Origin of the sequence: Cohnella sp. WQ 127256, from assembly GCF_024519285.1 — a bacterium.
Taxonomy (GTDB): Bacteria; Bacillota; Bacilli; order Paenibacillales; family Paenibacillaceae; genus Cohnella.
In genome coordinates, this window is sequence record NZ_JAMZCY010000007.1 from 145,488 (window position 1) to 167,662 (window position 22,175).

22 protein-coding genes and 1 other annotated feature are annotated in these 22,175 nt (G+C 46.6%); of the genes, 19 read left to right on the plus strand and 3 right to left on the minus strand.

Annotated features, from left to right (window positions below):
• Position 1 precedes the first annotated feature (1 nt).
• The 4 genes from ald to zapA all read left to right on the plus strand — a co-directional run bounded on the left by ald (position 2) and on the right by zapA (position 7,935).
• Positions 2-1,135, plus strand: a complete 1,134-nt coding sequence (gene ald / locus M1K58_RS20790; RefSeq protein ID WP_256760995.1) for an alanine dehydrogenase — start codon at positions 2-4, stop codon at positions 1,133-1,135.
• Between the two features lie 77 nt (positions 1,136-1,212).
• Positions 1,213-1,488: a binding site (T-box leader), on the plus strand.
• A gap of 48 nt (positions 1,489-1,536) precedes the next feature.
• Positions 1,537-2,571 (plus strand): phenylalanine--tRNA ligase subunit alpha, encoded by a 1,035-nt coding sequence (gene pheS / locus M1K58_RS20795; RefSeq protein WP_256760804.1) that lies wholly within the window; start codon positions 1,537-1,539, stop codon positions 2,569-2,571.
• 73 nt (positions 2,572-2,644) lie between these two features.
• The gene (gene pheT, locus M1K58_RS20800; protein ID WP_256760805.1) at positions 2,645-5,092 is read left to right on the plus strand and encodes a phenylalanine--tRNA ligase subunit beta; all 2,448 of its coding nucleotides are present in this window, start codon (positions 2,645-2,647) and stop codon (positions 5,090-5,092) included.
• 137 nt (positions 5,093-5,229) lie between these two features.
• Positions 5,230-7,935 (plus strand): cell division protein ZapA, encoded by a 2,706-nt coding sequence (gene zapA / locus M1K58_RS29540; RefSeq protein ID WP_372339193.1) that lies wholly within the window; start codon positions 5,230-5,232, stop codon positions 7,933-7,935.
• Between the two features lie 82 nt (positions 7,936-8,017).
• On the opposite strand, the gene M1K58_RS20810 is transcribed toward zapA, so the two are convergent.
• A complete protein-coding gene (locus tag M1K58_RS20810) occupies positions 8,018-8,395 on the minus strand; it encodes a cupredoxin domain-containing protein (protein ID WP_256760806.1) in 378 nt (125 codons plus the stop codon).
• A gap of 276 nt (positions 8,396-8,671) precedes the next feature.
• Positions 8,672-9,034, minus strand: coding sequence for a phage holin family protein (locus M1K58_RS20815; protein ID WP_256760807.1), 363 nt, complete (start codon positions 9,032-9,034; stop codon positions 8,672-8,674).
• A 113-nt stretch (positions 9,035-9,147) separates the two neighbouring features.
• On the opposite strand from M1K58_RS20815, the gene M1K58_RS20820 reads away from it, so the two are divergent.
• The 15 genes from M1K58_RS20820 to M1K58_RS20890 all read left to right on the plus strand — a co-directional run bounded on the left by M1K58_RS20820 (position 9,148) and on the right by M1K58_RS20890 (position 21,216).
• Positions 9,148-11,508: an endonuclease MutS2 gene (locus M1K58_RS20820; protein ID WP_256760808.1), complete on the plus strand. Its 2,361-nt coding sequence runs from the start codon at positions 9,148-9,150 to the stop codon at positions 11,506-11,508.
• A 25-nt stretch (positions 11,509-11,533) separates the two neighbouring features.
• Positions 11,534-11,944, plus strand: a complete 411-nt coding sequence (locus M1K58_RS20825) for a DUF350 domain-containing protein (RefSeq protein WP_306220621.1) — start codon at positions 11,534-11,536, stop codon at positions 11,942-11,944.
• A 109-nt stretch (positions 11,945-12,053) separates the two neighbouring features.
• A complete protein-coding gene (locus M1K58_RS20830) occupies positions 12,054-12,614 on the plus strand; it encodes a hypothetical protein (protein WP_256760810.1) in 561 nt (186 codons plus the stop codon).
• Positions 12,611-13,528 carry a cysteine synthase A gene (cysK, locus tag M1K58_RS20835; protein WP_256760811.1) on the plus strand — a complete coding sequence of 306 codons (918 nt, stop codon included), beginning with the start codon at positions 12,611-12,613 and terminating at the stop codon, positions 13,526-13,528. The genes M1K58_RS20830 and cysK overlap by 4 nt, the downstream gene beginning before the upstream one ends.
• A gap of 144 nt (positions 13,529-13,672) precedes the next feature.
• Positions 13,673-13,897: a hypothetical protein gene (locus tag M1K58_RS20840; RefSeq protein ID WP_256760812.1), complete on the plus strand. Its 225-nt coding sequence runs from the start codon at positions 13,673-13,675 to the stop codon at positions 13,895-13,897.
• Positions 13,898-13,908: 11 nt separating this feature from the next.
• Positions 13,909-14,271: a spore coat protein gene (locus M1K58_RS20845; RefSeq protein WP_256760813.1), complete on the plus strand. Its 363-nt coding sequence runs from the start codon at positions 13,909-13,911 to the stop codon at positions 14,269-14,271.
• A 147-nt stretch (positions 14,272-14,418) separates the two neighbouring features.
• Positions 14,419-14,910, plus strand: a complete 492-nt coding sequence (locus M1K58_RS20850) for an Lrp/AsnC family transcriptional regulator (RefSeq protein ID WP_256760996.1) — start codon at positions 14,419-14,421, stop codon at positions 14,908-14,910.
• Between the two features lie 34 nt (positions 14,911-14,944).
• On the plus strand, positions 14,945-16,180 hold the full coding sequence (locus tag M1K58_RS20855) for an aminotransferase class I/II-fold pyridoxal phosphate-dependent enzyme (RefSeq protein ID WP_306220609.1): 1,236 nt from the start codon (positions 14,945-14,947) through the stop codon (positions 16,178-16,180).
• A gap of 94 nt (positions 16,181-16,274) precedes the next feature.
• Positions 16,275-16,532: an aspartyl-phosphate phosphatase Spo0E family protein gene (locus M1K58_RS20860; RefSeq protein ID WP_256760814.1), complete on the plus strand. Its 258-nt coding sequence runs from the start codon at positions 16,275-16,277 to the stop codon at positions 16,530-16,532.
• Between the two features lie 76 nt (positions 16,533-16,608).
• Positions 16,609-17,208 (plus strand): bifunctional adenosylcobinamide kinase/adenosylcobinamide-phosphate guanylyltransferase, encoded by a 600-nt coding sequence (locus M1K58_RS20865; protein ID WP_256760815.1) that lies wholly within the window; start codon positions 16,609-16,611, stop codon positions 17,206-17,208.
• Positions 17,183-17,761 (plus strand): cob(I)yrinic acid a,c-diamide adenosyltransferase, encoded by a 579-nt coding sequence (locus tag M1K58_RS20870; RefSeq protein ID WP_256760816.1) that lies wholly within the window; start codon positions 17,183-17,185, stop codon positions 17,759-17,761. The genes M1K58_RS20865 and M1K58_RS20870 overlap by 26 nt, the downstream gene beginning before the upstream one ends.
• 3 nt (positions 17,762-17,764) lie before the next feature.
• Positions 17,765-18,751 (plus strand): RluA family pseudouridine synthase, encoded by a 987-nt coding sequence (locus M1K58_RS20875; RefSeq protein WP_256760817.1) that lies wholly within the window; start codon positions 17,765-17,767, stop codon positions 18,749-18,751.
• Between the two features lie 7 nt (positions 18,752-18,758).
• The gene (locus M1K58_RS20880; protein ID WP_256760818.1) at positions 18,759-19,127 is read left to right on the plus strand and encodes an arsenate reductase family protein; all 369 of its coding nucleotides are present in this window, start codon (positions 18,759-18,761) and stop codon (positions 19,125-19,127) included.
• A complete protein-coding gene (locus tag M1K58_RS20885; protein ID WP_256760819.1) occupies positions 19,124-20,314 on the plus strand; it encodes an aminotransferase class I/II-fold pyridoxal phosphate-dependent enzyme in 1,191 nt (396 codons plus the stop codon). The genes M1K58_RS20880 and M1K58_RS20885 overlap by 4 nt, the downstream gene beginning before the upstream one ends.
• Before the next feature lie 17 nt (positions 20,315-20,331).
• Positions 20,332-21,216, plus strand: a complete 885-nt coding sequence (locus tag M1K58_RS20890) for a 5'-3' exonuclease (RefSeq protein ID WP_256760820.1) — start codon at positions 20,332-20,334, stop codon at positions 21,214-21,216.
• A 72-nt stretch (positions 21,217-21,288) separates the two neighbouring features.
• On the opposite strand, the gene M1K58_RS20895 is transcribed toward M1K58_RS20890, so the two are convergent.
• Positions 21,289-22,158 (minus strand): AraC family transcriptional regulator, encoded by an 870-nt coding sequence (locus M1K58_RS20895; RefSeq protein WP_256760821.1) that lies wholly within the window; start codon positions 22,156-22,158, stop codon positions 21,289-21,291.
• Between the last annotated feature and the right edge of the window lie 17 nt (positions 22,159-22,175).

Here is a 22,175-nt window from a genome sequence, read left to right on the forward strand (position 1 = left end):
TATTCGTATAGGAGTGCCTAAGGAGATCAAAAACAATGAATACCGAGTTGGGATGACACCCGGTTCAGTTGCTGATTATTGTCGCATGGGCCACGAGGTAGTGTTGGAGACTGGTGCAGGTTATGCCATCGGATTCACGGATGAAGATTATGTAGCTTATGGAGCGACTATCGTGAACAGCGCCAAGGAAGCATGGACGGCTGATATGGTTGTTAAAGTCAAGGAACCGCTTCCTAGCGAATATCAATACTTCCGTGAAGGGCTTATTATTTATGCATACTTACATCTAGCCCCCGAGTTGGAGCTGACACAGGCGCTGGTCGACAATAAAGTAACAGCAATTGCTTATGAAACGATTCAGTTAGAAAATGGCAGTCTGCCACTACTGACACCTATGAGTGAAGTAGCGGGAAGAATGTCGATTCAAATCGGTGCTCACTTTCTCGAGAAGGCAAACGGAGGTAAGGGATTGTTGCTTAGCGGAGTTCCCGGGGTATTGCCGGCTAAGGTGACGATCGTAGGTGGCGGCATTGTAGGAACGAATGCGGCAAAGATGGCTGTCGGTCTTGGAGCTGATGTGAGTATACTGGACATTAGCCCGGATCGCCTTCGCTATTTGGACGACCTATTCCAAGGACGTGTAAAGACGATTATGTCTAATCCGCATTACATCGCCGAAGCAGTTAAGCAAGCGGATTTAGTTATTGGAGCGGTGCTCATTCCTGGAGCCAGAGCCCCCCAACTTGTTACTGAAGAGATGGTTAGGTCCATGAGTCCCGGCTCAGTTATTGTCGATGTGGCGATAGATCAAGGCGGCTCCATTGAGACAATCGACAGAATAACGACACACGAGAATCCGACCTATGAGAAATTCGGCGTTATTCATTATTCTGTGGCCAATATGCCTGGAGCTGTCGCCCGTACCTCAACGATTGCCCTTACGAATGTGACGACTCCTTACGGGCTACAGATTGCGAACAAGAATATTAAACGCGCAGCCACTGAGAATCGGGCTCTGGCACAAGGAATTAATGTCGCTCATGGAAAAGTGACCTACAAAGCGGTGGCGGAAGCTCATGGTTATGAGCATACTCCCGTATCTACAATCCTGTATGAGCCCGCCAAAGCGATTTAAGTGCACAGGTTGGTTCAGGAATAGTATAGTACGGCTTGCTTGCGGAGCGCGCTTAACTTATAATGATCTACAAATGTACAAAAGCAATGATGGAGACAAGTAAGCAGTGCCTTCTTTCAGGGAGGGAGCGCCTTTAGACTGAGAGCGTTCCTAAGAAATCAGGCTGTTGAAGTTCGCTCTGGAGCTGTCCTCTGAACGGTCGGTCCGCCGACAAGTAGGAAGAACCGGCACACGGCCCGTTACGCCGTATGATGAGGAAATGTTCATGGCGCATTTAGCGGGCGCTCTGCGGCTCGCAGGAGAAGCAGCGACATTTCAACAAAGGGTGGTACCACGGTCTTTTCGTCCCTTACGGGAGAGAAGGCCTTTTTCTATTTTAATGCGATAAGGAGAGAATTGGGATGAAAGAACGATTAGAGGCTCTGCGGAAAGATGCGCTTGAGCAGCTTCAGGGTGTGGCGGATGCCACTGCCTTAAACGACCTTCGTGTTCAATATCTGGGTAAGAAGGGGCTATTAACTGAGATATTGCGCGGAATGGGGGCGCTTAGCGCCGAAGAACGTCCCATTATTGGGCAAGTAGGTAATGAGGTTCGAGCAGCTATTGAAACGGTTATCTCGGAAAAACAAGAGGGATTCGACCGTGCCGCTACAGCCCACCGTCTACAAGCCGAAACCATTGACGTTACACTGCCTGGAAAAGCAGTTGGAGTCGGTTCGGTTCACCCACTGAATAAAGTGACCCAAGAGATTGAAGATATTTTTATCGGTATGGGTTATACGATCGCGGAAGGACCTGAGGTGGAGACGGATTTTTTCAACTTTGAAGCGTTGAATTTGCCGAAAAATCACCCTGCTCGCGATATGCAGGATTCCTTCTACATCACCGAAGAAATCTTGTTGCGTACTCAGACGTCACCCGTACAAATTCGGACGATGAAAGAGATGAACGGTAAAACCCCGGTTAAAGTCATCTGTCCAGGTAGAGTTTACCGCCGTGATGATGATGATGCGACGCATTCCTTCATGTTCCACCAGATTGAAGGTTTAGTTATTGGACCTAACATCAGGATGAGCGATTTGAAGGGGACATTGCTGCAATTCGTGCAGGAAATGTATGGCTCACAAATGCAAATTCGACTTCGCCCTAGCTTCTTCCCGTTTACTGAGCCGAGTGCCGAAGTGGATGTTACTTGTGCGCAATGTGGTGGTAGCGGCTGTCGGATGTGTAAGCACACAGGCTGGATCGAGATTCTTGGCTGTGGCATGGTGCATCCTAAAGTGCTAGAGCACGGCGGTTATGATCCAAATGAAGTAACGGGCTTTGCTTTCGGAATGGGCGTAGAACGAATTGCCCTGTTGAAATATGGAATTGACGATATTCGCCATTTATACACGAATGACACGAAGTTTTTGAGCCAATTTGCGAAGATGTGATGTTCGCAGCAATATAGACCGAAGTTAAAGCGTTAGATGGCAATTACTTTATGAAAAACGAGGGGAGTTTCCCATGAACGTATCTTATCGGTGGTTATCCGATTATATCGACCTGAGCGGCATTACGGCACAGGAATTGGCGGAGATGATGACACGCGGAGGAATCGAAATCGATTCTGTTCCATCGCGTAATGCAGGAGTGAGCGGGGTTGTCGTTGGTTATGTGAAAACGCGGGAGAAGCATCCTGATGCCGATAAGCTAAGCGTATGTACGCTAGACGTAGGTACCGGTGAGGACCTGCAAATCGTATGTGGCGCAGCAAACATTGGTGCAGACATGAAGGTTCCTGTTGCTATGGTCGGTGCTAAGCTACCCGGAGGACTGGACATCAAGCGTGCTAAGCTACGCGGTGTGGAATCACAGGGAATGATCTGCTCAGCTAAAGAGCTAGGCATAAATGATAAGCTGCTACCTAAAGAACAGCAAGAGGGAATTCTTATCCTGCCTACTGACACAGAAGTCGGTCGCGATATTCTGGATGTGCTTGCGCTAAACGACTCCATCATGGAGCTGGATTTGACGCCTAACCGTTCAGATTGTCTGAGTATGCTTGGTGTTGCTTATGAAGTAGCGGCACTGACAGGTCGTCCTTTGGAGCTTCCCGAGCCGAGCAAGGACTTGTATCTGTCCTCCGATAAGACTTCGGATTTCGTGCGCGTATCGATTAAGGCGACTGAGCAATGCTCATTGTATACAGCAAGATATATTAAAGGCGTAAAGATAGCTCCAGCTCCTCAATGGATACAAAATCGCTTGATCGCTGCTGGCGTTCGCCCAATTAATAACATCGTTGATATTACGAATTATGTCATGCTGGAATATGGTCAACCTCTTCATGCGTTCGACGCTGCTAAAGTTGCAGGTGGTCGAATCGATGTTCGTTTGGCTCAGCCTGGCGAAGTACTTGTCACGTTGGACGATCAAGAACGTAAGCTTGAGCCACAAATGCTCGTCATCGCGGATGCTGAAAAAGCGATCGCTCTTGCTGGAGTTATGGGTGGAGCGAATTCCGAAGTAACCTTGGAAACGACGGATATTATTCTCGAATCTGCTAAGTTCGACGGAGGCACGGTACGCCGCACATCACGGCAATTAGGCTTGCGCTCGGAAGCTTCCGCACGTTTCGAGAAAGAAGTTGATCCGGCTCGTGTTAGAGATGCACTTGATCGCGCAGCTAGCTTGATTGCGCGCTACGCGGAAGGCCTTGTCACAGAAGGTATCGCGGAAGCAGAAGTATCCACTAAGGAACCGGTAAAGGTTGAACTTTCTCTTAGTCGAATTAATGGCATGCTAGGAACCGAGTTGTCCTCGCTTGAAATCAAGACCATTCTCTCTCGTTTGCATTTCGTAGCTGAAGTAAGCGGAGATGGCGTATGGAATGTATCTATTCCATCCCGACGTGGGGATATTACCCACGATGTTGATTTGGTCGAAGAGGTTGCTCGCTTACACGGCTATGACGAAATTCCGACGACGCTGATCGATGGTCAAACTACGGCGGGAGCATTGACGAAGCCACAGGCGATTCGCAGAGAATTACGTTCAATTATGACGGGGGCGGGCTTGCACGAGGCGATATGCTACTCGGTTACATCCCTGCAAAGAACGACATTGTTCAAGGAGCTGTCCGGCGAAACGAAACCTATTCCGCTTGCTATGCCGATGAGCGAAGAGCGCAGCGTTCTGCGGACGACCTTAATACCTAGCTTGCTTGAAGCGGCTTCTTATAACATCACTCGGAAAAACAATGATTTGGCATTGTTTGAAATAGGGAATGTGTATCATTCCGATGAGGATGTGTTGACGCGCCTGCCTCAAGAGAAGCCGCGTGCGGCACTTCTACTAAGTGGAAATAGACGTTCTGCTGGCTGGAATCGTTCCGCTGAAGCTGTCGATTTCTATGATGCCAAAGGCATTCTGGAGAAAGTGCTTGAGCGGTTAGGCTTAGGTAAGAAGATCGCATATGTGGCTGCCCAACCGGAAGGGTTTCACCCAGGTAGGACTGCGGCGATCACGATCCGTACAGATCGTGGAATCGAAACCATCGGTTATGTAGGCCAATTACACCCTGAGCTACAACGTGAATTTGATCTATCTGATACCTATGTAGCTGAATTAGAGCTTGCTCCGATTTACGAATATGCAAATCGTCATATCGAATATCGTGTTCTTCCGCGCTATCCAGCAATGGAAAGAGATATCGCTGTTGTAGTAGATCGCAACGTATTTGGTGGTGCTTTAACGGAGGCGATTATCGCATCGGCAGGTGAATTACTGGAATCAGTGAAGGTGTTCGACGTGTACACTGGAGATCGGGTTAGCAGTGATAAGAAAAGCGTAGCATTGGCTCTCGTATACCGACATGGTGAACGAACATTGACGGATGAGGAAGTTACCGAAACTCATGCCCTAGTATTGGCACAATTGGAACAATCTTTTGGTGCAGAACTTCGGAAATAGGTCGGGAACAGGCAGGAAACAGTAAGGCGGGCAGCGAATACATCTAGACGCCGATTGGCGTGAGATGGTTCGCTGCTTTTGTTAGATTTGGATAAACTACATAACTTTGGACGCAATGGGAGGATCACGCTGTGAATATGGATGATAAACCGCGTGTGACCGTTGACATATATGGAACACAGTATACGCTAACGGGTCATACAAGTTCGGATCATATGGTAAGAGTTGCTGCTCTGGTCAACGAGCAGATGAGTAAAATGAATCTCGGTTCACCTCGTTTGGATTTACCGAAATTAGCCGTACTTACCGCTGTAAATATTGGCGATGAGCTTATGCGCTTGCGTAGGGAGAACGAACAGCTACTCAGAGATGAGCCGTTATTCAAACGTAAGATAGAAGAGCTTGAAAGTCTAAATGTAGAAACAGCTCAAGAGCTTGCATTCGTGAAGGAGCATGTCGCGGAGGAGCTTGAGATTGTTAAGACAGAGAAGGCGGAAGAGCTTGAGAGCTTGAAAGCAAGGTCCGCTGCTGAGCTAGAGAGTGTAGTCGTACAGGCGACTGCTGATTTAGAGAGCGTAAGAGAGCAGACAGCTGCGGAGTTAAAACGAGCAAGGGAACAAGCTGCCTCGGAGTTAGAAAACGTAAGAGAACAAGCAGCATTGGATATAGAAAAGGCTGCCGCGGTGTTAGAGTCACAGCAAGCGCAGTTGAGTGGAGAATTAGAGCTTCTGAAGACTGAATCGTCAGAGCGGCTAGAGTCGGTGAAGGCTCAAGCTGCGGAAGAGCTTGAACATGCTAGAGTCACTGCAGAGCTAGAGCTGGAGCAAGCCAAGATTCAGGCAGAGCAAGAGCTTGAGAGTGTGAAGGCGATAAACTCGAAAGAATATGATCGCTTACAAACGGAATTGTCGAATGAGCTTGAAAGCTCGAAAGCCCAAGCTGCATTGGAATTGCAAAGGGTGAAATCCGAAGCAGGACAAGTGTTCCAGAAAGCGAAGGCTCAAGCTGCACAGGAGATAGAAGCTGCCAAGGCACAAGCGACTGAAGAGCTTAATCGTGTGAAGACGGAAGCCGAGCAGGAGGTTGAAAGCGCTAAGGCTGAAGTGTCCACACTTGCGAATCAGCTTGCAACGGAGAAAGCGGCTTGGTTCACCAAGCAATCCGAGCTCAAGAATGGATTTACTACAGAAATTGAAGCTATGAAGCTTAAATATTCTACTCAGCTTGAAGAGTTAACAAATAAACATGATGTGGAAATGGAAGAGCAGTCCGCGAGGTACACTGCTGAGCTGGAACAATTAGAAAATACGAGACGATCTGAAATAGAGGCATTAGAGGGTAGAAGAAATGCTGAAATAGAAGCTATCGAGAGCAAACGAAGCGCTGAAATCAAAGCATTTGAGAATGAGAAGGAAGCTGAGATTCAGACGATTAAGGATAACCTGGCGTCAGAGATCAGAGATATTGAAGCGATCTATACAGAAGAGCTTGAGCTTGTGAAAATGGAGCTGGAGAGCTTGACTGGCGAGCTTGATAAGTGGCAGGTCAAAGAGCAGGATTGGGAACAAGTACGCGTTCAACTGCAAAATGATGTCGAACAACGGACTGCGGAAGTCGAACAGCGGACTGCGGAAGTCGAACAACGCACTACGGAAGTCGAAGATCAGCGTCGGACAGTGATGGAGCAGCAGGAAATGCTGCAGGAGGTTGAAGCCCAGTCCTCTGAGCGCCAACGTTCACAAGCTTTGCTGCTTGGGAAGATTGAACAGGAGAGAGATGAGCTTGCACGTCAGTTGAGCGAGCGAGATGAGTGGGAGAAAGCATGGAGCGATTCGATGAAGGAGCTTCAGGAGAAATATGGTTCTGCGCAACAAGAGGAGCGCATTGCTAAGGAGCGTGCGGAGGAACTAGAAGCACGAGTAGCTGAGCTTAGCGTAGCAGAAGAGGGCTTACGTGAAGCGATTGAGCGAGCGAAGGAACTGGAAGCACAAGTAGCTAAGCTTAACGCAGTGGAAGAGGAATTACTTGAAGCTGCATTGCGAGCAGATGAGCTGGAAGCCCGAGTAGCCGAGCTTAGCGAAGCGGAACAGGGTCTTCGTGGAGCGGTAGAGCGAGCGGATGAGCTGGAAGCCCGAGTAGCCGAGCTTAGCGAAGCGGAACAGGGTCTTCGTGGAGCGGTAGAGCGAGCGGATGAGCTGGAAGCCCGAGTAGTCGAGCTTAGCGAAGCGGAACAGGGTCTTCGTGGAGCGGTAGAGCGAGCGGATGAGCTGGAAGCCCGAGTAGCCGAGCTTAGCGAAGCGGAACAGGGTCTTCGAGGAGCGGTAGAGCGAGCGAAGGAGCTGGAAGCTCGAGTAGCCGAGCTTAGCACAGTGGAAGAGGAACTACTTGAAGCAACGATACGTACGGAGGAGCTGGAAGCCCGAGTCTCTGAGCTTAACGTAGTGGAAGAAGGTCTTCGTGGAGCGGTAGAACGCACGGAGAAACTTGAGGCTCGAGTCGCTGAACTAAGCAAAGTGGAGGAAGGTTTACGTGAAGCATTGAAGCGAGCGGAGGAGCTAGAAGCCCGAGTCACTCAGCTTAGTTTAGCAGAAGAAGGTCTGCGTGAAGCTGCCGCGCGTGCGGAACGTGAATTGAGGGCGGCACTTGCTGAAGCTGCTGCCGCACCGATTATGGATCCGGATCTAACCGTTTCAATGGATGAACTGCTCGAGCAGACAGAACGTGGCGATCGCTTACAAGCTGAGCTGGAAATGGTCAAGCAGGAGCATTTTGAACTGAGCAATGAGTATGCGAAGCTGAAGATGGAGTATAACGAGTGGATCGACCTACTTGAGCAAGAATAATCAGTTAACTTAAGATTACAAAAAAGGCTATTTTCCTGAATGTTCAGGAAAATAGCCTTTATAGATTGGTTTTGTTAATAACTTAGCTAACGACAAGCTTCGTTATCATTTTACCATGACCGGTACCACAAGCGATGTTACATTTGATATCATAAGTACCTGCTGGTAATGTGATAACTTCTGATTTGTTACCTCTAATTTTGATATCTTGACCAACAATTTCAATACCGTGCGCGCCACTCTCATTTTCTAAAGTTAGCTTAATAGGTGTATCTTTAGGGATGGAGTATTCGGTCTTGTCGAATTCCCAATTTTTAGCTTTGATAATAACTTCCTGTGAAGCAGCAGCTTCAGACGAAGGCTTCGAATTATTAGCGGCTTCATTCTTGTTTCCGCCACAAGCTGAGAGTGCGAGCACCAAAGCAGTAAGTGTAAGAATATAAGCGATTTTTTTGTGCATGATTTTACCCTCCATACTTATCAATTTGCTGAGATCATTGACTCTCTATTTCTCTTTGAACAATCCCCGCTCGACGATTAGTGTAACATAGGCAAGAATGCCCAAACCACATCACACATGTCTGATCAATGACATTTATCCTATTATTAAGCAATAATCCTCCGGTTCGGATAGGAGTGACCTAGAAACTAATGGACAAATGAACATAGAACAAAGGCGAATTTCCATTGGAAATTCGCCTTTGTCGATTCATGAACATTTCCAAGTTGCTTTGGCTTAGTCTCGATTTCTGTGATGAACGGCTTCATACGGAGTAGCGACAGGAATGAATAGGTCAATGATCCCGATTACCAATGCAGCTAGCAAAGCACCGATTACAGTAACGTGAAGATTACCTACGACAAATTGTGCTAACCAGATGACGAGCGCGCTCGCCAGAAATCCGACAATTCCCCTGCCGAAAGGGGTAACTTTTTTGCCGAAAATACCTTCAATGACCCATCCTAATACGGCTATGACGACTGCGAGCATAAGAGCGCTCCAGAAGCCACCTACCGTAAATTGAGGGACGAGCCATCCGACTACCATCAGTACGATGGCAGAAACGATAAAGCGAACGACTGTTCCAAGAAAATTCATCTTTTCGACCTCCTTTGTCCTTAGTGTGTCCTTTGTTTCAAGCAATATGAGTGTAAGGTTTCGCAAGAACGGTCGATTCGGATATAATATAGGCTAAGGAGATGAATTACGCCGTGAATAACAAGGCCTTACATACATTAGAATACGAAAAAATCATCAATCGTCTTACCGGGCTAACCTCGACTAGCCTTGGTCGAGAGGAAGCTGAGAAGCTCCAGCCTTCCCGCGAGCTTCCCATTGTTGAGCGCCGACTGGCTGCGACGGATGAAGCTGTACGATCGGTTATGTTCAAAGGAGTACCTCCATTCGGGGGGATTACAGATATTCGTTCCTCGTTGTACAGAGCGAAGCTGCAAGGTATACTCCAACCCCCTGAATTAATGGAAGTAGCACAGTTTATTATGGGCTCTCGACGTTTGATTCGATACATTTCCTTAGCGGGAGAAGAAACAGAGCTTCCATTGCTTAGTGATCTATGCGAACCGTTAACCGACTTTAAGTCACTTGAGGATGAAATCCGCAGGTGTATCGATGAGCAGGGGGAAGTGTTGGATTCCGCGAGTCCTGAGCTTGCTTCTGTGCGTCGGGACATTCGAATTAATGCCGGACGCGCGAAGGAAAAGCTGGATAGCTTAATTCGCTCTAGCTCGATTCAGAAGATGCTTCAGGACGTATTAATTACAATGCGAAATGATCGATATGTTATACCGGTCAAGCAGGAATACCGTTCCCATTTTGGCGGCATTGTGCATGATCAATCTGGTAGTGGTGCGACCTTGTTCATTGAGCCGGAAGCAGTAGTTCAGATGAACAACAAGCTTCGGGAATTAAAGATCAAGGAGCAGAACGAAGTTGAAAGAATATTGCGCATGCTTAGCGAACAGACCGGTGAACGTGCTGATCTGTTAACTGGAGACGCGGAAATTCTAGGGCAAATCGATTTTATTTTCGCCAAAGCCTCATTAGCGAATGCATTATCGGCGACACTTCCCGAAATGAATGATGAGGGTCGGTTTCATTTACGCAAAGCTCGTCATCCCTTAATTGATATTAAACAAGCGGTTCCTATTGATATCGAGCTGGGAGTAGAGTACACGTCGATTATTGTGACTGGGCCAAATACAGGCGGTAAAACCGTTTCTCTGAAGACGATTGGTTTACTTAGCTTTATGGCGATGTCAGGCTTATTTATTCCTGCTGAAGATGGTAGTCAATTATGTGTCTTTGACGGGATTTATGCGGACATCGGCGACGAGCAGAGCATAGAACAAAGCTTGAGTACTTTTTCCAGCCATATGACAAATTTGATTTCAATGCTTGGCCAAGTTACGGATCGAAGCCTTGTTCTTCTTGATGAGCTTGGTGCTGGAACTGACCCTGCGGAAGGGTCTGCGCTGGCGATTGCGATATTGGAGCATTTGCAGAAGCTTGGCTGTCGCTTAATCGCAACGACGCATTATAGCGAGCTCAAGGCATATGCATATAATCGGAATGGTATTATTAATGCAAGCATGGAGTTTGACGTTGCTACACTTCGACCAACTTACCGATTACTTGTTGGTGTTCCAGGCCGTAGTAATGCATTTGCCATTGCACAGAGGCTGGGGCTTCCGACAAGCATTATCGACCATGCTAGAGGAGAGGTTAGCGAAGACGAGCTGAAAGTTGATTCCATGATTGCTTCCTTAGAAGAAGATCGCCTCCATGCACAGGCTGAAAGACATAATGCTGAAAAATTGCGCCGGGACATAGAAAAGCTCCAGAAGGAACTACAGGATGAGCGCTTTAAATTCCAAGAGCAGAAGGCTAAGCTGTTGGAGTCGGCTCGGGAGGAAGCACGTAGTGCGATCTCGAAAGCCAAAAGAGAAGCTGAGGAAATTATCTCTGACTTGCGTCGTATCGCGATGGAAGAAGGAGCTTCATTTAAGGAGCACAAGCTTATTGAAGCGCGCCGCCGCCTTGAGGATGCGATTCCTGCTCAGGTCGCGAAGCCGAACAGAGCTTCAGGAGCGAAGCAGGTTAAGATTGAGCTTGGGGACGAAGTGAAGGTTCATAGCTTAAATGGACAAAAAGGGCATGTTGTCGAATTAACTAGCAACTCTGAAGCTGTCGTGCAGCTTGGCATATTGAAGATGAAGGTTCAGCTCGTTGATCTTGAGCCTGTTCGCAAAACGGCTTCGAACAAAGCGCCTGTACAAGCGACGATCGTAAAACGTTCACGTGATGAGAATATTCGCTCGGAGCTGGATTTGCGTGGAATGATGTTGGATGAGGCGATTATGGAAGTGGATCAGTTTCTGGATGAGGCTTTTCTGTCCAATTTAGGGCAGGTCTATATTATCCATGGTAAGGGAACTGGAGCCTTGCGCACCGGCGTTCAAGAATTTCTGCGTCGCCATAAACACGTGAAAAGCTACCGGTTGGGCCAATTCGGGGAAGGCGGCGCGGGTGTTTCCGTAGCTGAGCTTCATTAACGGGAGGTCGTTGGTCGTGCAGGAGATGGTAGATTCCTTAATGTCTCATCCTTTTCTGGCTGTTCTGGCTTATTTTTCGGTAGGTATACTTGCCCTCATCGTGTTTTTATCTTGTTTCGAATGGGTGACCAAATACGAGAGCTGGGACGAAATTCGTAAAGGTAACTTATCTGTTGCAATGGCGACAGGGGGAAAGATGTTTGGGATTTGTAATATTTTTCGATTCTCGATCCAAGCAAATGATACGATATATGAAAGCCTAACTTGGGCCGCTGTCGGTTTTGTGTTGCTGCTTGTTGCTTATTTTCTATTCGAGTTTTTTACTCCTGTATTCCGGATAGACGATGAAATCGGGAAAGACAACCGTGCTGTTGGTTTTCTTGCAATGATATTGTCAGTATCGCTGTCCTATATTATTGGCGCTGCTGTCATTTAATCGGAGGAATAAAGAGATTATGAAATATTTATGGGGTACGCTTTTAGCATTAGCTGTATTATTTATTGTTGTTGGTGTTATTTATATGATGAAGGAGGCTTAGTCCATTATGTCTGTTGCAATATGTCCTTGGTGTCAAAGTGAAGTTATGCAGGAAGAGGGCCAAGAGCCTGATAAAATATGCCCGGTTTGCGATAATGAGATGGATGGCTATCGAACTTTAAAGCTTGATATTGGTGATGAGGAAGAAGAGTATGAAGAAGACGTCGAGGATCAGGCTGACAATCAGGACGCTCCCTTAATCTCTATCGATGAAGATATCAGTTGGGTGGATGATGAACAATTAATGGAGGAGGACGATGAATTACAACAATTCGAGGAGACGGTTGAACAATTGCTTAATGAGCAAGAGCTCGTACCGGAGTGCCCCGTTTGTCGTGAATTTATGGTGGAATCCGGGGAACAGATCATCTCTGCAGATCAATTCAAGCCAAGAGTATCAGTGGTGCTGGGAGAAGCTTTAATCGATGCCCCATTTACACTAACAATGTATGTTTGTCCATCTTGTTTTACAGTGCAATCCTTCCTTGGAGATTCGCATCGTCAAGAAATTGTTCGACGTTTAAGTCAAGAGCCTACAGTTCTTCATAAGAAGGGGAATGAAGCATGAGTCGGATCGTCCAATCTGTCATTGAATTGATCGGAAACACTCCTGCCGTTCAATTACAACGTTTAACCGGTCCTGAGGATGCCCAAGTATTCGTCAAGCTGGAGAAAATGAATCCGAGCGGTAGCGTCAAGGATCGGGCTGCGTTAGGCTTAATGATGGATGCAGAAGCTCGTGGATTGATTAGTCCAGGAAGTACTATCGTAGAACCAACTAGCGGCAATACTGGAATTGGGCTAGCCATGTATGCTGCAGCCAAAGGTTATAAGCTTATACTCGTAATGCCGGATAATATGACGGCTGAACGTATATCGCTGCTACGAGCATATGGTGCAGAAGTCGTACTGACTCCTGCGGCCGAGCGGATGTCTGGTGCTCTTGCCAAAGCGCGTGAAATCATTGCGGATCATAAGGGAAGCTACATGCCCAACCAATTTGAGAATAGTGCCAATCCGAATATTCATCGTACAACCACGGCAATAGAGATTATCGAACAAACAGGTGGACTTCTCGACGCTTTTGTTGCGACTGCAGGTACTGGTGGTACAATTACAGGCACGGGTGAAGTATTAAGAGAGAAGCTCCCACAATTGCATATCGCAGTTGTTGAACCAGCAGGATCACCCGTATTATCTGGTGGGCAGCCTGGTCCTCATAAACTCGTGGGTACAAGCCCTGGATTCGTACCGCAAATTCTGAATACATCCGTGTATGATGAAATCATCCAAGTAAAAGATGAGGACGCGCTTGAAACGACGAGGAGGCTGGCACGCGAAGAAGGATTATTGGTGGGTCCTTCCTCGGGGGCATCCGTATGGGCAGCATTACAGATTGCACGTCGTCTAGGACCAGGGAAACGAGTATTGTGTATTGCCCCAGATACGGGTGAGCGATATTTGAGTATGGAAATTTTCTAAATAGGAAATGAATGAATATCTGAAAAACATTCGCGTGCTTACGTGAATGTTTTTTTTGATATGTACGGCTGTGCATAACCTTAACTCCATCATGACAGACTATCACTTGATGTCTAAATGATTGTACAGGAGGGAATTTCGTACATGATGCAAGCCATGACCGCCAAAGAACTGGAATATATCGCCGATTCCATGTCCAACGAAGATTTGTTGATTAAGCAGTGCGCGGTAGCCGCAGCTTCGATCACTAACGTGCAAGTACAGCAAGCATGCGCCCATATGATTAGCGTGCACACGCAACATTACGGAACGTTGTTAAGCGCAATCCAGCAGCATCAGTCTATGGCTCCTACTCAACCGCAATCCTAAGGAGGAAAAGTATGTTCAACAAACCCAGTTTGCCTGACGAGGATATGGCTTATACGATACTTTCTGACCTCAAAAGAGTAACCCGAGAATATGCGACAGCCGCAACGGAAAGTGTGTGCCCTGATATCAGACAAATGTTTACTCAAATGTTAAACAGCACACTAACGCTGCAAGGTGAGCTCTATACGGTTATGCAGCAAAATAATATGTATAATGCCTCTTCTCCAGTTATGAAACAGGAAGTCGATAAGCAATTGCAGCAGTATCAGCAAACGCAACAAAAAACAAACCAGTTCGTACAGCAAACGCAATCCGCTCAGTCGCAAATTCCTCCGAGTGCGTCTGCTAACCCGACAATGCCAGCTTATCAATAGCGATTAGCTTCCGGTATTCTTATGAGTATGCACCTTTCCCCGTTCGGTGTAGGATACCGAACGGGGAATTTTAAGTTTCAACGGATTTAACCTTTTCAGGCAACCTCCCTTTGATGTATGATGAAGAGTAATTCAGGAGGGATCATGATGAACGAATTCAAATTAAGCATCTTGGATCTGCTCAAGGAAGACGCCCGATTGTCTGCTGCAACAATTGCTACGATGTTAGGGGCAGAACAAGAGGACGTTTCCGCCGCAATAGCGGAAATGGAGCAGGATCATGTCATCGTTAAGTATGCGGCTATTGTTAACTGGAGCAAGGTAGACGATGAGAAAGTAACAGCACTTATTGAGGTCGAATGTACGCCTGAGAGAGGCCGCGGCTTTGAGAACATCGCGGAACGCATTTATTTATATCCGGAAGTGAAGTCGGTATATTTGATGTCAGGAGCCTATGATTTACTCGTTGAGATTGAAGGGAAAAATCTGAAAGAGGTTGCCTCCTTTGTCTCTAATAAGTTATCCACGATAGAATCCGTTATCTCGACGAAAAGTTTCTTTATTCTAAAAAAATACAAACAGAACGGCATTATTTTTGAAGAATTCGAAGATGATCACCGTCTGCTCGTATCTCCATAATATTGTAGTTAATTGAAAAGGAAGCGAATGCCCCATGATAAAAGATGAGGAAAAGCCGCAAATTCAGCAGAATGAAAAAACACATAGCGGCGGAATGCAGCATTATTTAGCCGCGCATGCGCGTGCGATTCCACCGTCGGGAATCCGACGCTTCTTTGATCTGGTTAGTGCCAGCAAAGATAAAGACATCATCTCTCTGGGGGTTGGTGAGCCTGACTTCGTGACCCCTTGGCGGGTAAGGGATGCTGCTGTGTATTCTCTTGAGAAAGGGAAAACACAGTATACGCCTAACGCAGGGATGATAGAGCTACGCGAAGCAATTGGGCAGTACTTATATAATCAATTTCATCTTACCTACGATCCAGCTAACGAAATGATCGTTACAGTAGGAGGCAGTGAAGGAATCGACCTTGCGTTGCGTGCCTTGATCGAGCCTGGCGATGAGATCCTCGTACCGGAACCGAGTTATATTTCGTATTCACCGATTACATCATTAAGTGGTGGCGTATCAGTGGGGATCGAGACATTCGCAGAGGATGAGTTCAAGTTAACTGCGGCAAGCTTGCAGGCGGCAATCACTCCGAAATCCAAAATCCTTGTGCTTTGCTACCCAAGTAATCCAACGGGAGCGATTATGACCTATGAAGAAATGCTGCCAATCGCAAAAATTGTCGAAGAAAACGATTTGATCGTAATCTCCGATGAAATTTATGCAGAGCTGACTTTTAATGGTGTTCATACGAGCTTCGCAGCTTTACCAGGGATGAAGGATCGTACGATTTTGGTAAGTGGCTTCTCTAAAGCGTTTGCGATGACAGGTTGGCGGATGGGATATGCATGTGGTCATCCAGATCTGATTAGCGCGATGCTCAAAATCCACCAATACACGATTATGTGCGCATCGACTATGGGGCAGGTTGCTGCATTGGAAGCCTTGACTCAAGGCGGCTTGGAAGAGAAGGATCGAATGATGGAATCTTATAATCAAAGACGCCGTTTAGTCGTGCAAGGCTTCCGTGACATGGGATTGGAATGCCATGAGCCACAAGGCGCATTTTATGCGTTTCCTTCCATTAAGTCGACAGGGCTTACCTCAGCGCAATTTGCCGAGAAGTTGCTTCTCGATGGAAAAGTGGCCGCGGTTCCTGGTCATGTATTTGGTAAAGGTGGGGAAGGGTTCCTTCGCTGCTGCTATGCGACTTCAGTTACTCAACTGACAGAGGCTCTTGAACGAATTCATGTATTCCTTAGAAATTTGGATAAAAATTGAAAATGTTCAAAAAAGATGTTCAATGATTAAATGTTTTGCTATAATAACCATGGTTTCAACCCGCTAAGCTTCGATTTTCGTCAGGAGAAGGGGAATGTACATGGCCACGGCAGAACATAATTCAATATCCATGTCGTCGTTGAATGCCGATGCACTCGACATCTCTAATTATCCGAACCAGGTGACGGATTTGGTGGAAGAAATCGATAGATTACGTATGGCAATGACTAAAACTTTCCTACAAGAGCATTCATTTGTTGCCGATTCAGTCATGGAGCTAAGCCGACAGCTGGATCTGAAAATCAACGAATATATGAAGCAGGTTCACGTAAGTCGGGAGGAGGTTCGGTGATACGTTCACCGGCCTCTTTTTTGTTATCGTGTTTATGCTATATTTATCATACGATAGGAAGAGGGGAGGGCGAGCAATGCTTTGGTTAATTACCGGAGGAATCTGCAGTGGCAAATCGGCTTTTGCCGATGAACTGGCCCGTTCTGTAGGTCGCGAAGGTATTCGGTTGTCTTGTCCTTCCTTTCCTCAGTGGAATACTTTAGATCAACAAGAGGACAAGGATGGCCGCGAACATTTTCCTTGGGTATTTATGGATGCGGATGATACTTTGGCGAATAAGCTGAATGCGATCAATTTGGAATCTAATATTTTCCGAGCGGATCGTCGTGTTATCGTTCTAGATAGCTTATCTGGTTGGCTTCGGTGTATGTATCATCGAGCAGAGGCGGATAATCCGGATGAGGAAGCTCGGATCGATGCGGCGTGGCAGGAAGTGATCGCGTCTATTACTTCTTTTCAAGGAAAGATGATTGTCGTTACGGAGGATATTACTGCAGGATTATCGATGAGCTTGCAAGAACAGGGATATGCATTCAGGCTGGCATCTGCGAACCGAAAGCTGTTGGATATAAGTACTACCCTATACCGAATGACGGCCGGAATGGCAACTGAAGTGAAGGGCTATCGATTGAAGAGGGGGAAGGTAACCGATGAAAATATATACTCGGACCGGTGATGAAGGAAAGACATCTGTCATTGGCGCACGCGTGATGAAGGATGATAACCGTGTAGAAGCTTACGGAACAATAGATGAATTGAATTGCTTTGTTGGACAAGTGGGATCGGTGCTCGCTAGAGAAACGACCGCCGATTGGAAGGATTTTCAGGAGCATCTTACGATTATTCAGCATGAATTGTTTGATTGTGGCTCAGACCTTTGTTATGCCATTCCAGATCCTCAGAAGATGAAGGTTACGGCTGAGATGACGGAACGTCTGGAAAGCTGGATCGATCTGTATGAGGCACAGACGCCACCGATTACGAAGTTTATATTGCCGGGCGGTAGCGAAGCAGCATCTTTACTGCATGTGTGTAGAACGGTGTGTCGCCGTGCGGAAAGAAGAGTCGTGACCCTATCAGGGGAGCAAGCTTGTCCGGATGAAGTGCGTAAATACTTAAATCGTCTGTCCGATTTATTGTTCACAATGGCTCGCGCGGCGAATGCCCGTCTTGAGCTACTTGATGTGGAGTATGAGCGAAGCGCGGATGTGTTTCACCGGAGGTCTTAACCCATGACATCTGAAGATACTAGTAGCACTAGCTACTATGCTCCAATAGAATTTATCGCCAATGCTTCCGATGAAGGACGTCAATTAAGGGATATTCTTCGAAAGCGAATTGGGATCTCACGAAGACTAATGGTGCGCTTGAAATCTTCCGAAGAAGGACTATCTGTGAATGGTGAGAAAGTATGGCCGAATCACAAGATTTCCGAGGGGGACGTTATTCGTTTGCGCATGGAAACAGAAAGCTCAGAGACGATACTTCCTCAGCCTATGGATTTGGATATCGTCTTCGAGGATGAACACCTTCTCGTACTAAATAAGCCAGCGGGTGTTATTGTTCATCCGACTACAGGTCACTATTTGAACACACTCGCCAATGGGGTGATGCATTATTGGCAGGAACGCGGGGAGCGAATTCGGTTTCGTCCGGTGCATCGATTGGATGAGCATACATCAGGCTTAGTTGTCATTGCCAAGCACTCATTAGCCCAACAGCAATTATCCGCTCAAATGATGGAAGGAACGGTTCTAAAGGAATATCGTACTTTTGTTTATGGCTGTCCTCCTGAGAATGAAGGAGAAATTAATGCTCCTATCGGTAGGCAGACAGAGGATCCGCATCGGCGAGTTGTTCGAGAGGATGGAGCACCTTCACAAACGTTCTATAAAGTGACTGAAACATATCTTAATCAAGCTAGTGCGGTTAATATTCGATTGGGTACAGGGAGAACACATCAGATTAGAGTTCATATGACCTCGATTGGCTGTCCGATTATTGGCGACAACTATTATTCAGAGGAGAAATGGCTATCGTCCGATATGACCAAGCAGTTATCCGCAGTCATTAACCGGCAGGCATTGCATGCATTCCGATTAGGCTTTAAGCATCCAATTACGGGTGAGGATATGAAGCTGGAAGCCGCGTTGCCGGATGATATGCAGCAGTTGGAACAAGAGTTATCAAGCTATCTGATCATAAATAGTAAGGAGTAATCATGACGTGGCGGAACAGTTGAAGGTTTATCATTTACCAACCTGCAGTACTTGTAAAAGTGCCATCAAAGCATTGAAGCAGCAAGGATATGAATTGGAATTGCAGGATATTAGAACGACTCCGCCTACTGAGGAGGAGCTTAGCAAGCTTATTCCGCTGAGTGGATTAGCGATCGGGAAATGGTTTAATGTATCTGGCGAGGTATATCGGGAAATGGGACTGAAGGACAAGCTATCGACCATGACGGATGAGGAGAAGATACAACTGCTTTCCACCAACGGCATGCTGATTAAACGACCAATCGTAACAAATGGAAATAAAGTATCCATTGGTTTCCGGGAACAGGATTTCGGTCCGATGTGGTACAATTCATGAGTAGACTTCAGTTTCGATCTGATCGACTCGATCGGCTTGGCTCGGCGATCTTCGCCGAAGTGTCGGGGTGGAAACAACAAGCGATCGGTAAGGGGCTATCTGTAATCAATCTCGATATCGGAAGCCCAGATCAGCCTCCCGTTGAGTCGCTCCGTGCGGCTTTGGCAGATGCCTGCTTACGCCCAGATCTATATCGTTATCCAGGAACCGAAGGCACTCTTACATTCAGACAGACGGTTGCGAAGTGGTTTTACCATCGCTTCCAGGTTGAGCTTGATCCACGCACAGAAGTGTTATCCCTTATGGGAACGCAGGATGGTCTCGCTCACTTACCGCTGGCGATTAGTAATCCTGGGGATGCAGCGCTGCTGCCTGATCCGGGATACCCAGTATACGGAGCAGGACTAGCTGTCGCCGGGGTCGAGGCAATTCCATTGCCTTTGCTAGAGGAGAACGGTTATTTGCCTGATTTCGAGGCGATCCCCCAATCAGTCTGGGACAAGGTTAAGTTTATGATTTTGAATTACCCAAGTAATCCGTTATCGGCTACAGCTGATTTGGATTTCTTCGAACGAGCGGTTTATACCGCGCGTAAGCACGGTGTACTTCTCGTTCATGATAATGCATATAGCGAGATGGCATTCGATGGTATACGACCTCCAAGCGTCCTTGAGATACCCAATGCTTCGGATATCGCGATTGAATTCCATTCCCTTTCTAAATCCTATCACTTAGCAGGTACACGACTTGGCTTCGCTGTCGGTAATCGGGAAGTGCTGACTTCATTACGCGCATTAAAGAACAATATTGATTTTGGTGTATTCCTAGGAGCACAGGAAGCTGGAATAGCTGCGCTTGAGATGGATATCCATGCTCCGAAACCGATTGCTGGTTTATATGAGGGACGCAGGAATGTATTCGTTAGAGCTCTCCGGGAGCAAGGTTGGATTGTTCCATCTCCACAAGCGACGATGTTCTTATGGGCCGCAGTTCCTGAAGGCTGGTCATCCCGAGCATTCTCACAGTCGTTACTTACATCAACAGGTGTTGCTTCCATTCCAGGTAACGCATTCGGTCAGTTAGGTGAAGGTTACGTTAGATTAGCACTAGTCGAACACGAAGATCTGTTGTTAGAAGCCGCTAGGCGGATCGGTCACTTTATCCGTACCGCACAACCATCGAAATGAATGGGGGCAATTAATTCATGTCTGAACCAAAAGTTATGTTAGTTGACGGGATGGCTTTGTTATTCCGAGGATATTTCGCCAATTCCTATGGGGGATATATTCGCAAGACCAAAGCAGGCTTGCCAACAAACGCAGTGTATGGCTTTATAAAATATTTACTTGATGCTTGCAAAACCTTTAATCCAACGCATATTGTATGCACTTGGGATTTGGGGAGTAAAACTTTACGTACGGAAAAGTTTTCAGATTATAAAGGCAATCGTCCCGAGGCTCCAGCCGACCTGATTCCGCAATTTGACCTGGTGAAGGATGTCGTTAGGGGTTTGAATATTCCGAACATCAGCTTTCCAGGGTATGAAGCTGACGATTGTATCGGCACCTTGTCAAAGCAGCTAAGCGAGCATATGGAAGTTTGCGTGCTGACCGGAGATCACGACATGCTACAGCTTGTTGCAGAGCGTGTGAAGGTCATTATTATGAAAAAGGGACCTTCCAACTATGCCGTCTACGATACGGAGAAGCTACTAGAAGAGAAGCAGCTGACTGCTAAGCAGTTTATAGATTTGAAAGGTCTTACTGGGGATACTTCGGATAACTATCCTGGAGTTAAGGGGATCGGTGAGAAGACGGCGACTAAGCTGCTTGTAGAATATGAGTCCATTGAAGGTATTCTGGACAACCTTGAGCAGTTGCCTAAGGGTGTAAAGGCGAAGATTGAAGCAGATCTTGAAATGCTTCATCTTTGCCGCGATCTAGCCACCATCAACTGCGAGGCACCGGTTACCTGTTCACCGGATGAATGCTTCTGGCAACCGGATCATGTTAAGATCAATGCGTTATTTGAGGAATTGGAATTTGGTAGTTTGGTTAAAGAAGTTAATCGTTTAATTGCAGTTTCCTGATTATATAGACGGACAATCAAATAGCGAAGAAAATCGTGTCATTCCGGTGAAGCAATACCCTAGCTCTGCATGTTAAAGTAGAGTGGATGAACGATGTATCTTACGATAATCCCGGGCGGAAGTCCGGGTTATTTTTTTGAAAGTTTTACCGAAATGGGAGAAGTTATCAAAGCCAGTCTGTGCAGCAACTGCTGTTATCGGTAGATTGCTTTCCCTAAGTAGATGTTGTACTTCTCGGATGCGTGTTAAATTTAAATAATCAATGATGGTGAAGCCTGTTACTTCTTTGAAAGTTCGGCTCAAATAGTAAGGACTGATGAAAAACCGCTCGGCAAGCTCGTGGATGCGGATCTGTTCGGCGTAATTCGCATTTAAGTAACGCACAACGTCTGAAATTTTACGATGCAAGGGGGACTCGTAAACAGGCTCTGAAGGAACCGTGGTTGCTACATAGCGAGATGAAATAAGGAGCAAGTCCATAATCGCCTGATTAAGATATATTTCGTACCCGGTGGGTTTGTTATGAAGCTCTTCAAGCACTCTTTTAATAAGCTGATCCAAATGCTCACGATGTTCCTCGGGCAATCTGACTATCGGACTTTGCTGCTGGAAGGGTCTAAGCAGAAGCGGGACATGCGCTTTAAAAGCTTCGGTAAAAAAACGATCATCGATATGAATAACAATTCTATCATGCTCTGGTTTTCCTGAGTGGAGAGTTTTGTGAACCACATTCTTATCGATAAAGACGATGTCACCTGCTATAACCTTGTAGGTGGAGTCTTTAACAAAATAGATTCTTTCCCCAGATAGAAGGTAATAGATTTCGTAGTAGGGATGAAAATGGTGGGTTGGCATAGTGAATGGGGCCGTCCGCTTCATGTATTCGATATAGGAGGGATCTGAAAAGGTGCCATATTTCATCATATCGGGTAAGAGGGTCAACGCAAAACAGCTCCTTT

Excerpts from the sequence above, each read along its gene's own strand:
- M1K58_RS20890 (WP_256760820.1), top strand. The coding sequence starts at position 20,332 with ATGTCTGAACCAAAAGTTATGTTAGTTGACGGGATGGCTTTGTTATTC.
- M1K58_RS20885 (WP_256760819.1), top strand. The coding sequence starts at position 19,124 with ATGAGTAGACTTCAGTTTCGATCTGATCGACTCGATCGGCTTGGCTCG.
- cysK (WP_256760811.1), top strand. The coding sequence starts at position 12,611 with ATGAGTCGGATCGTCCAATCTGTCATTGAATTGATCGGAAACACTCCT.
- M1K58_RS20830 (WP_256760810.1), top strand. The coding sequence starts at position 12,054 with ATGTCTGTTGCAATATGTCCTTGGTGTCAAAGTGAAGTTATGCAGGAA.
- M1K58_RS20815 (WP_256760807.1), bottom strand. The coding sequence starts at position 9,034 with ATGAATTTTCTTGGAACAGTCGTTCGCTTTATCGTTTCTGCCATCGTA.
- M1K58_RS20825 (WP_306220621.1), top strand. The coding sequence starts at position 11,534 with ATGGTAGATTCCTTAATGTCTCATCCTTTTCTGGCTGTTCTGGCTTAT.
- zapA (WP_372339193.1), top strand. The coding sequence starts at position 5,230 with ATGGATGATAAACCGCGTGTGACCGTTGACATATATGGAACACAGTAT.
- pheT (WP_256760805.1), top strand. The coding sequence starts at position 2,645 with ATGAACGTATCTTATCGGTGGTTATCCGATTATATCGACCTGAGCGGC.
- M1K58_RS20855 (WP_306220609.1), top strand. The coding sequence starts at position 14,945 with ATGATAAAAGATGAGGAAAAGCCGCAAATTCAGCAGAATGAAAAAACA.
- M1K58_RS20850 (WP_256760996.1), top strand. The coding sequence starts at position 14,419 with ATGAACGAATTCAAATTAAGCATCTTGGATCTGCTCAAGGAAGACGCC.
- pheS (WP_256760804.1), top strand. The coding sequence starts at position 1,537 with ATGAAAGAACGATTAGAGGCTCTGCGGAAAGATGCGCTTGAGCAGCTT.
- M1K58_RS20860 (WP_256760814.1), top strand. The coding sequence starts at position 16,275 with ATGTACATGGCCACGGCAGAACATAATTCAATATCCATGTCGTCGTTG.
- M1K58_RS20840 (WP_256760812.1), top strand. The coding sequence starts at position 13,673 with ATGATGCAAGCCATGACCGCCAAAGAACTGGAATATATCGCCGATTCC.
- M1K58_RS20845 (WP_256760813.1), top strand. The coding sequence starts at position 13,909 with ATGTTCAACAAACCCAGTTTGCCTGACGAGGATATGGCTTATACGATA.
- M1K58_RS20870 (WP_256760816.1), top strand. The coding sequence starts at position 17,183 with ATGAAAATATATACTCGGACCGGTGATGAAGGAAAGACATCTGTCATT.
- M1K58_RS20865 (WP_256760815.1), top strand. The coding sequence starts at position 16,609 with ATGCTTTGGTTAATTACCGGAGGAATCTGCAGTGGCAAATCGGCTTTT.
- M1K58_RS20875 (WP_256760817.1), top strand. The coding sequence starts at position 17,765 with ATGACATCTGAAGATACTAGTAGCACTAGCTACTATGCTCCAATAGAA.
- M1K58_RS20810 (WP_256760806.1), bottom strand. The coding sequence starts at position 8,395 with ATGCACAAAAAAATCGCTTATATTCTTACACTTACTGCTTTGGTGCTC.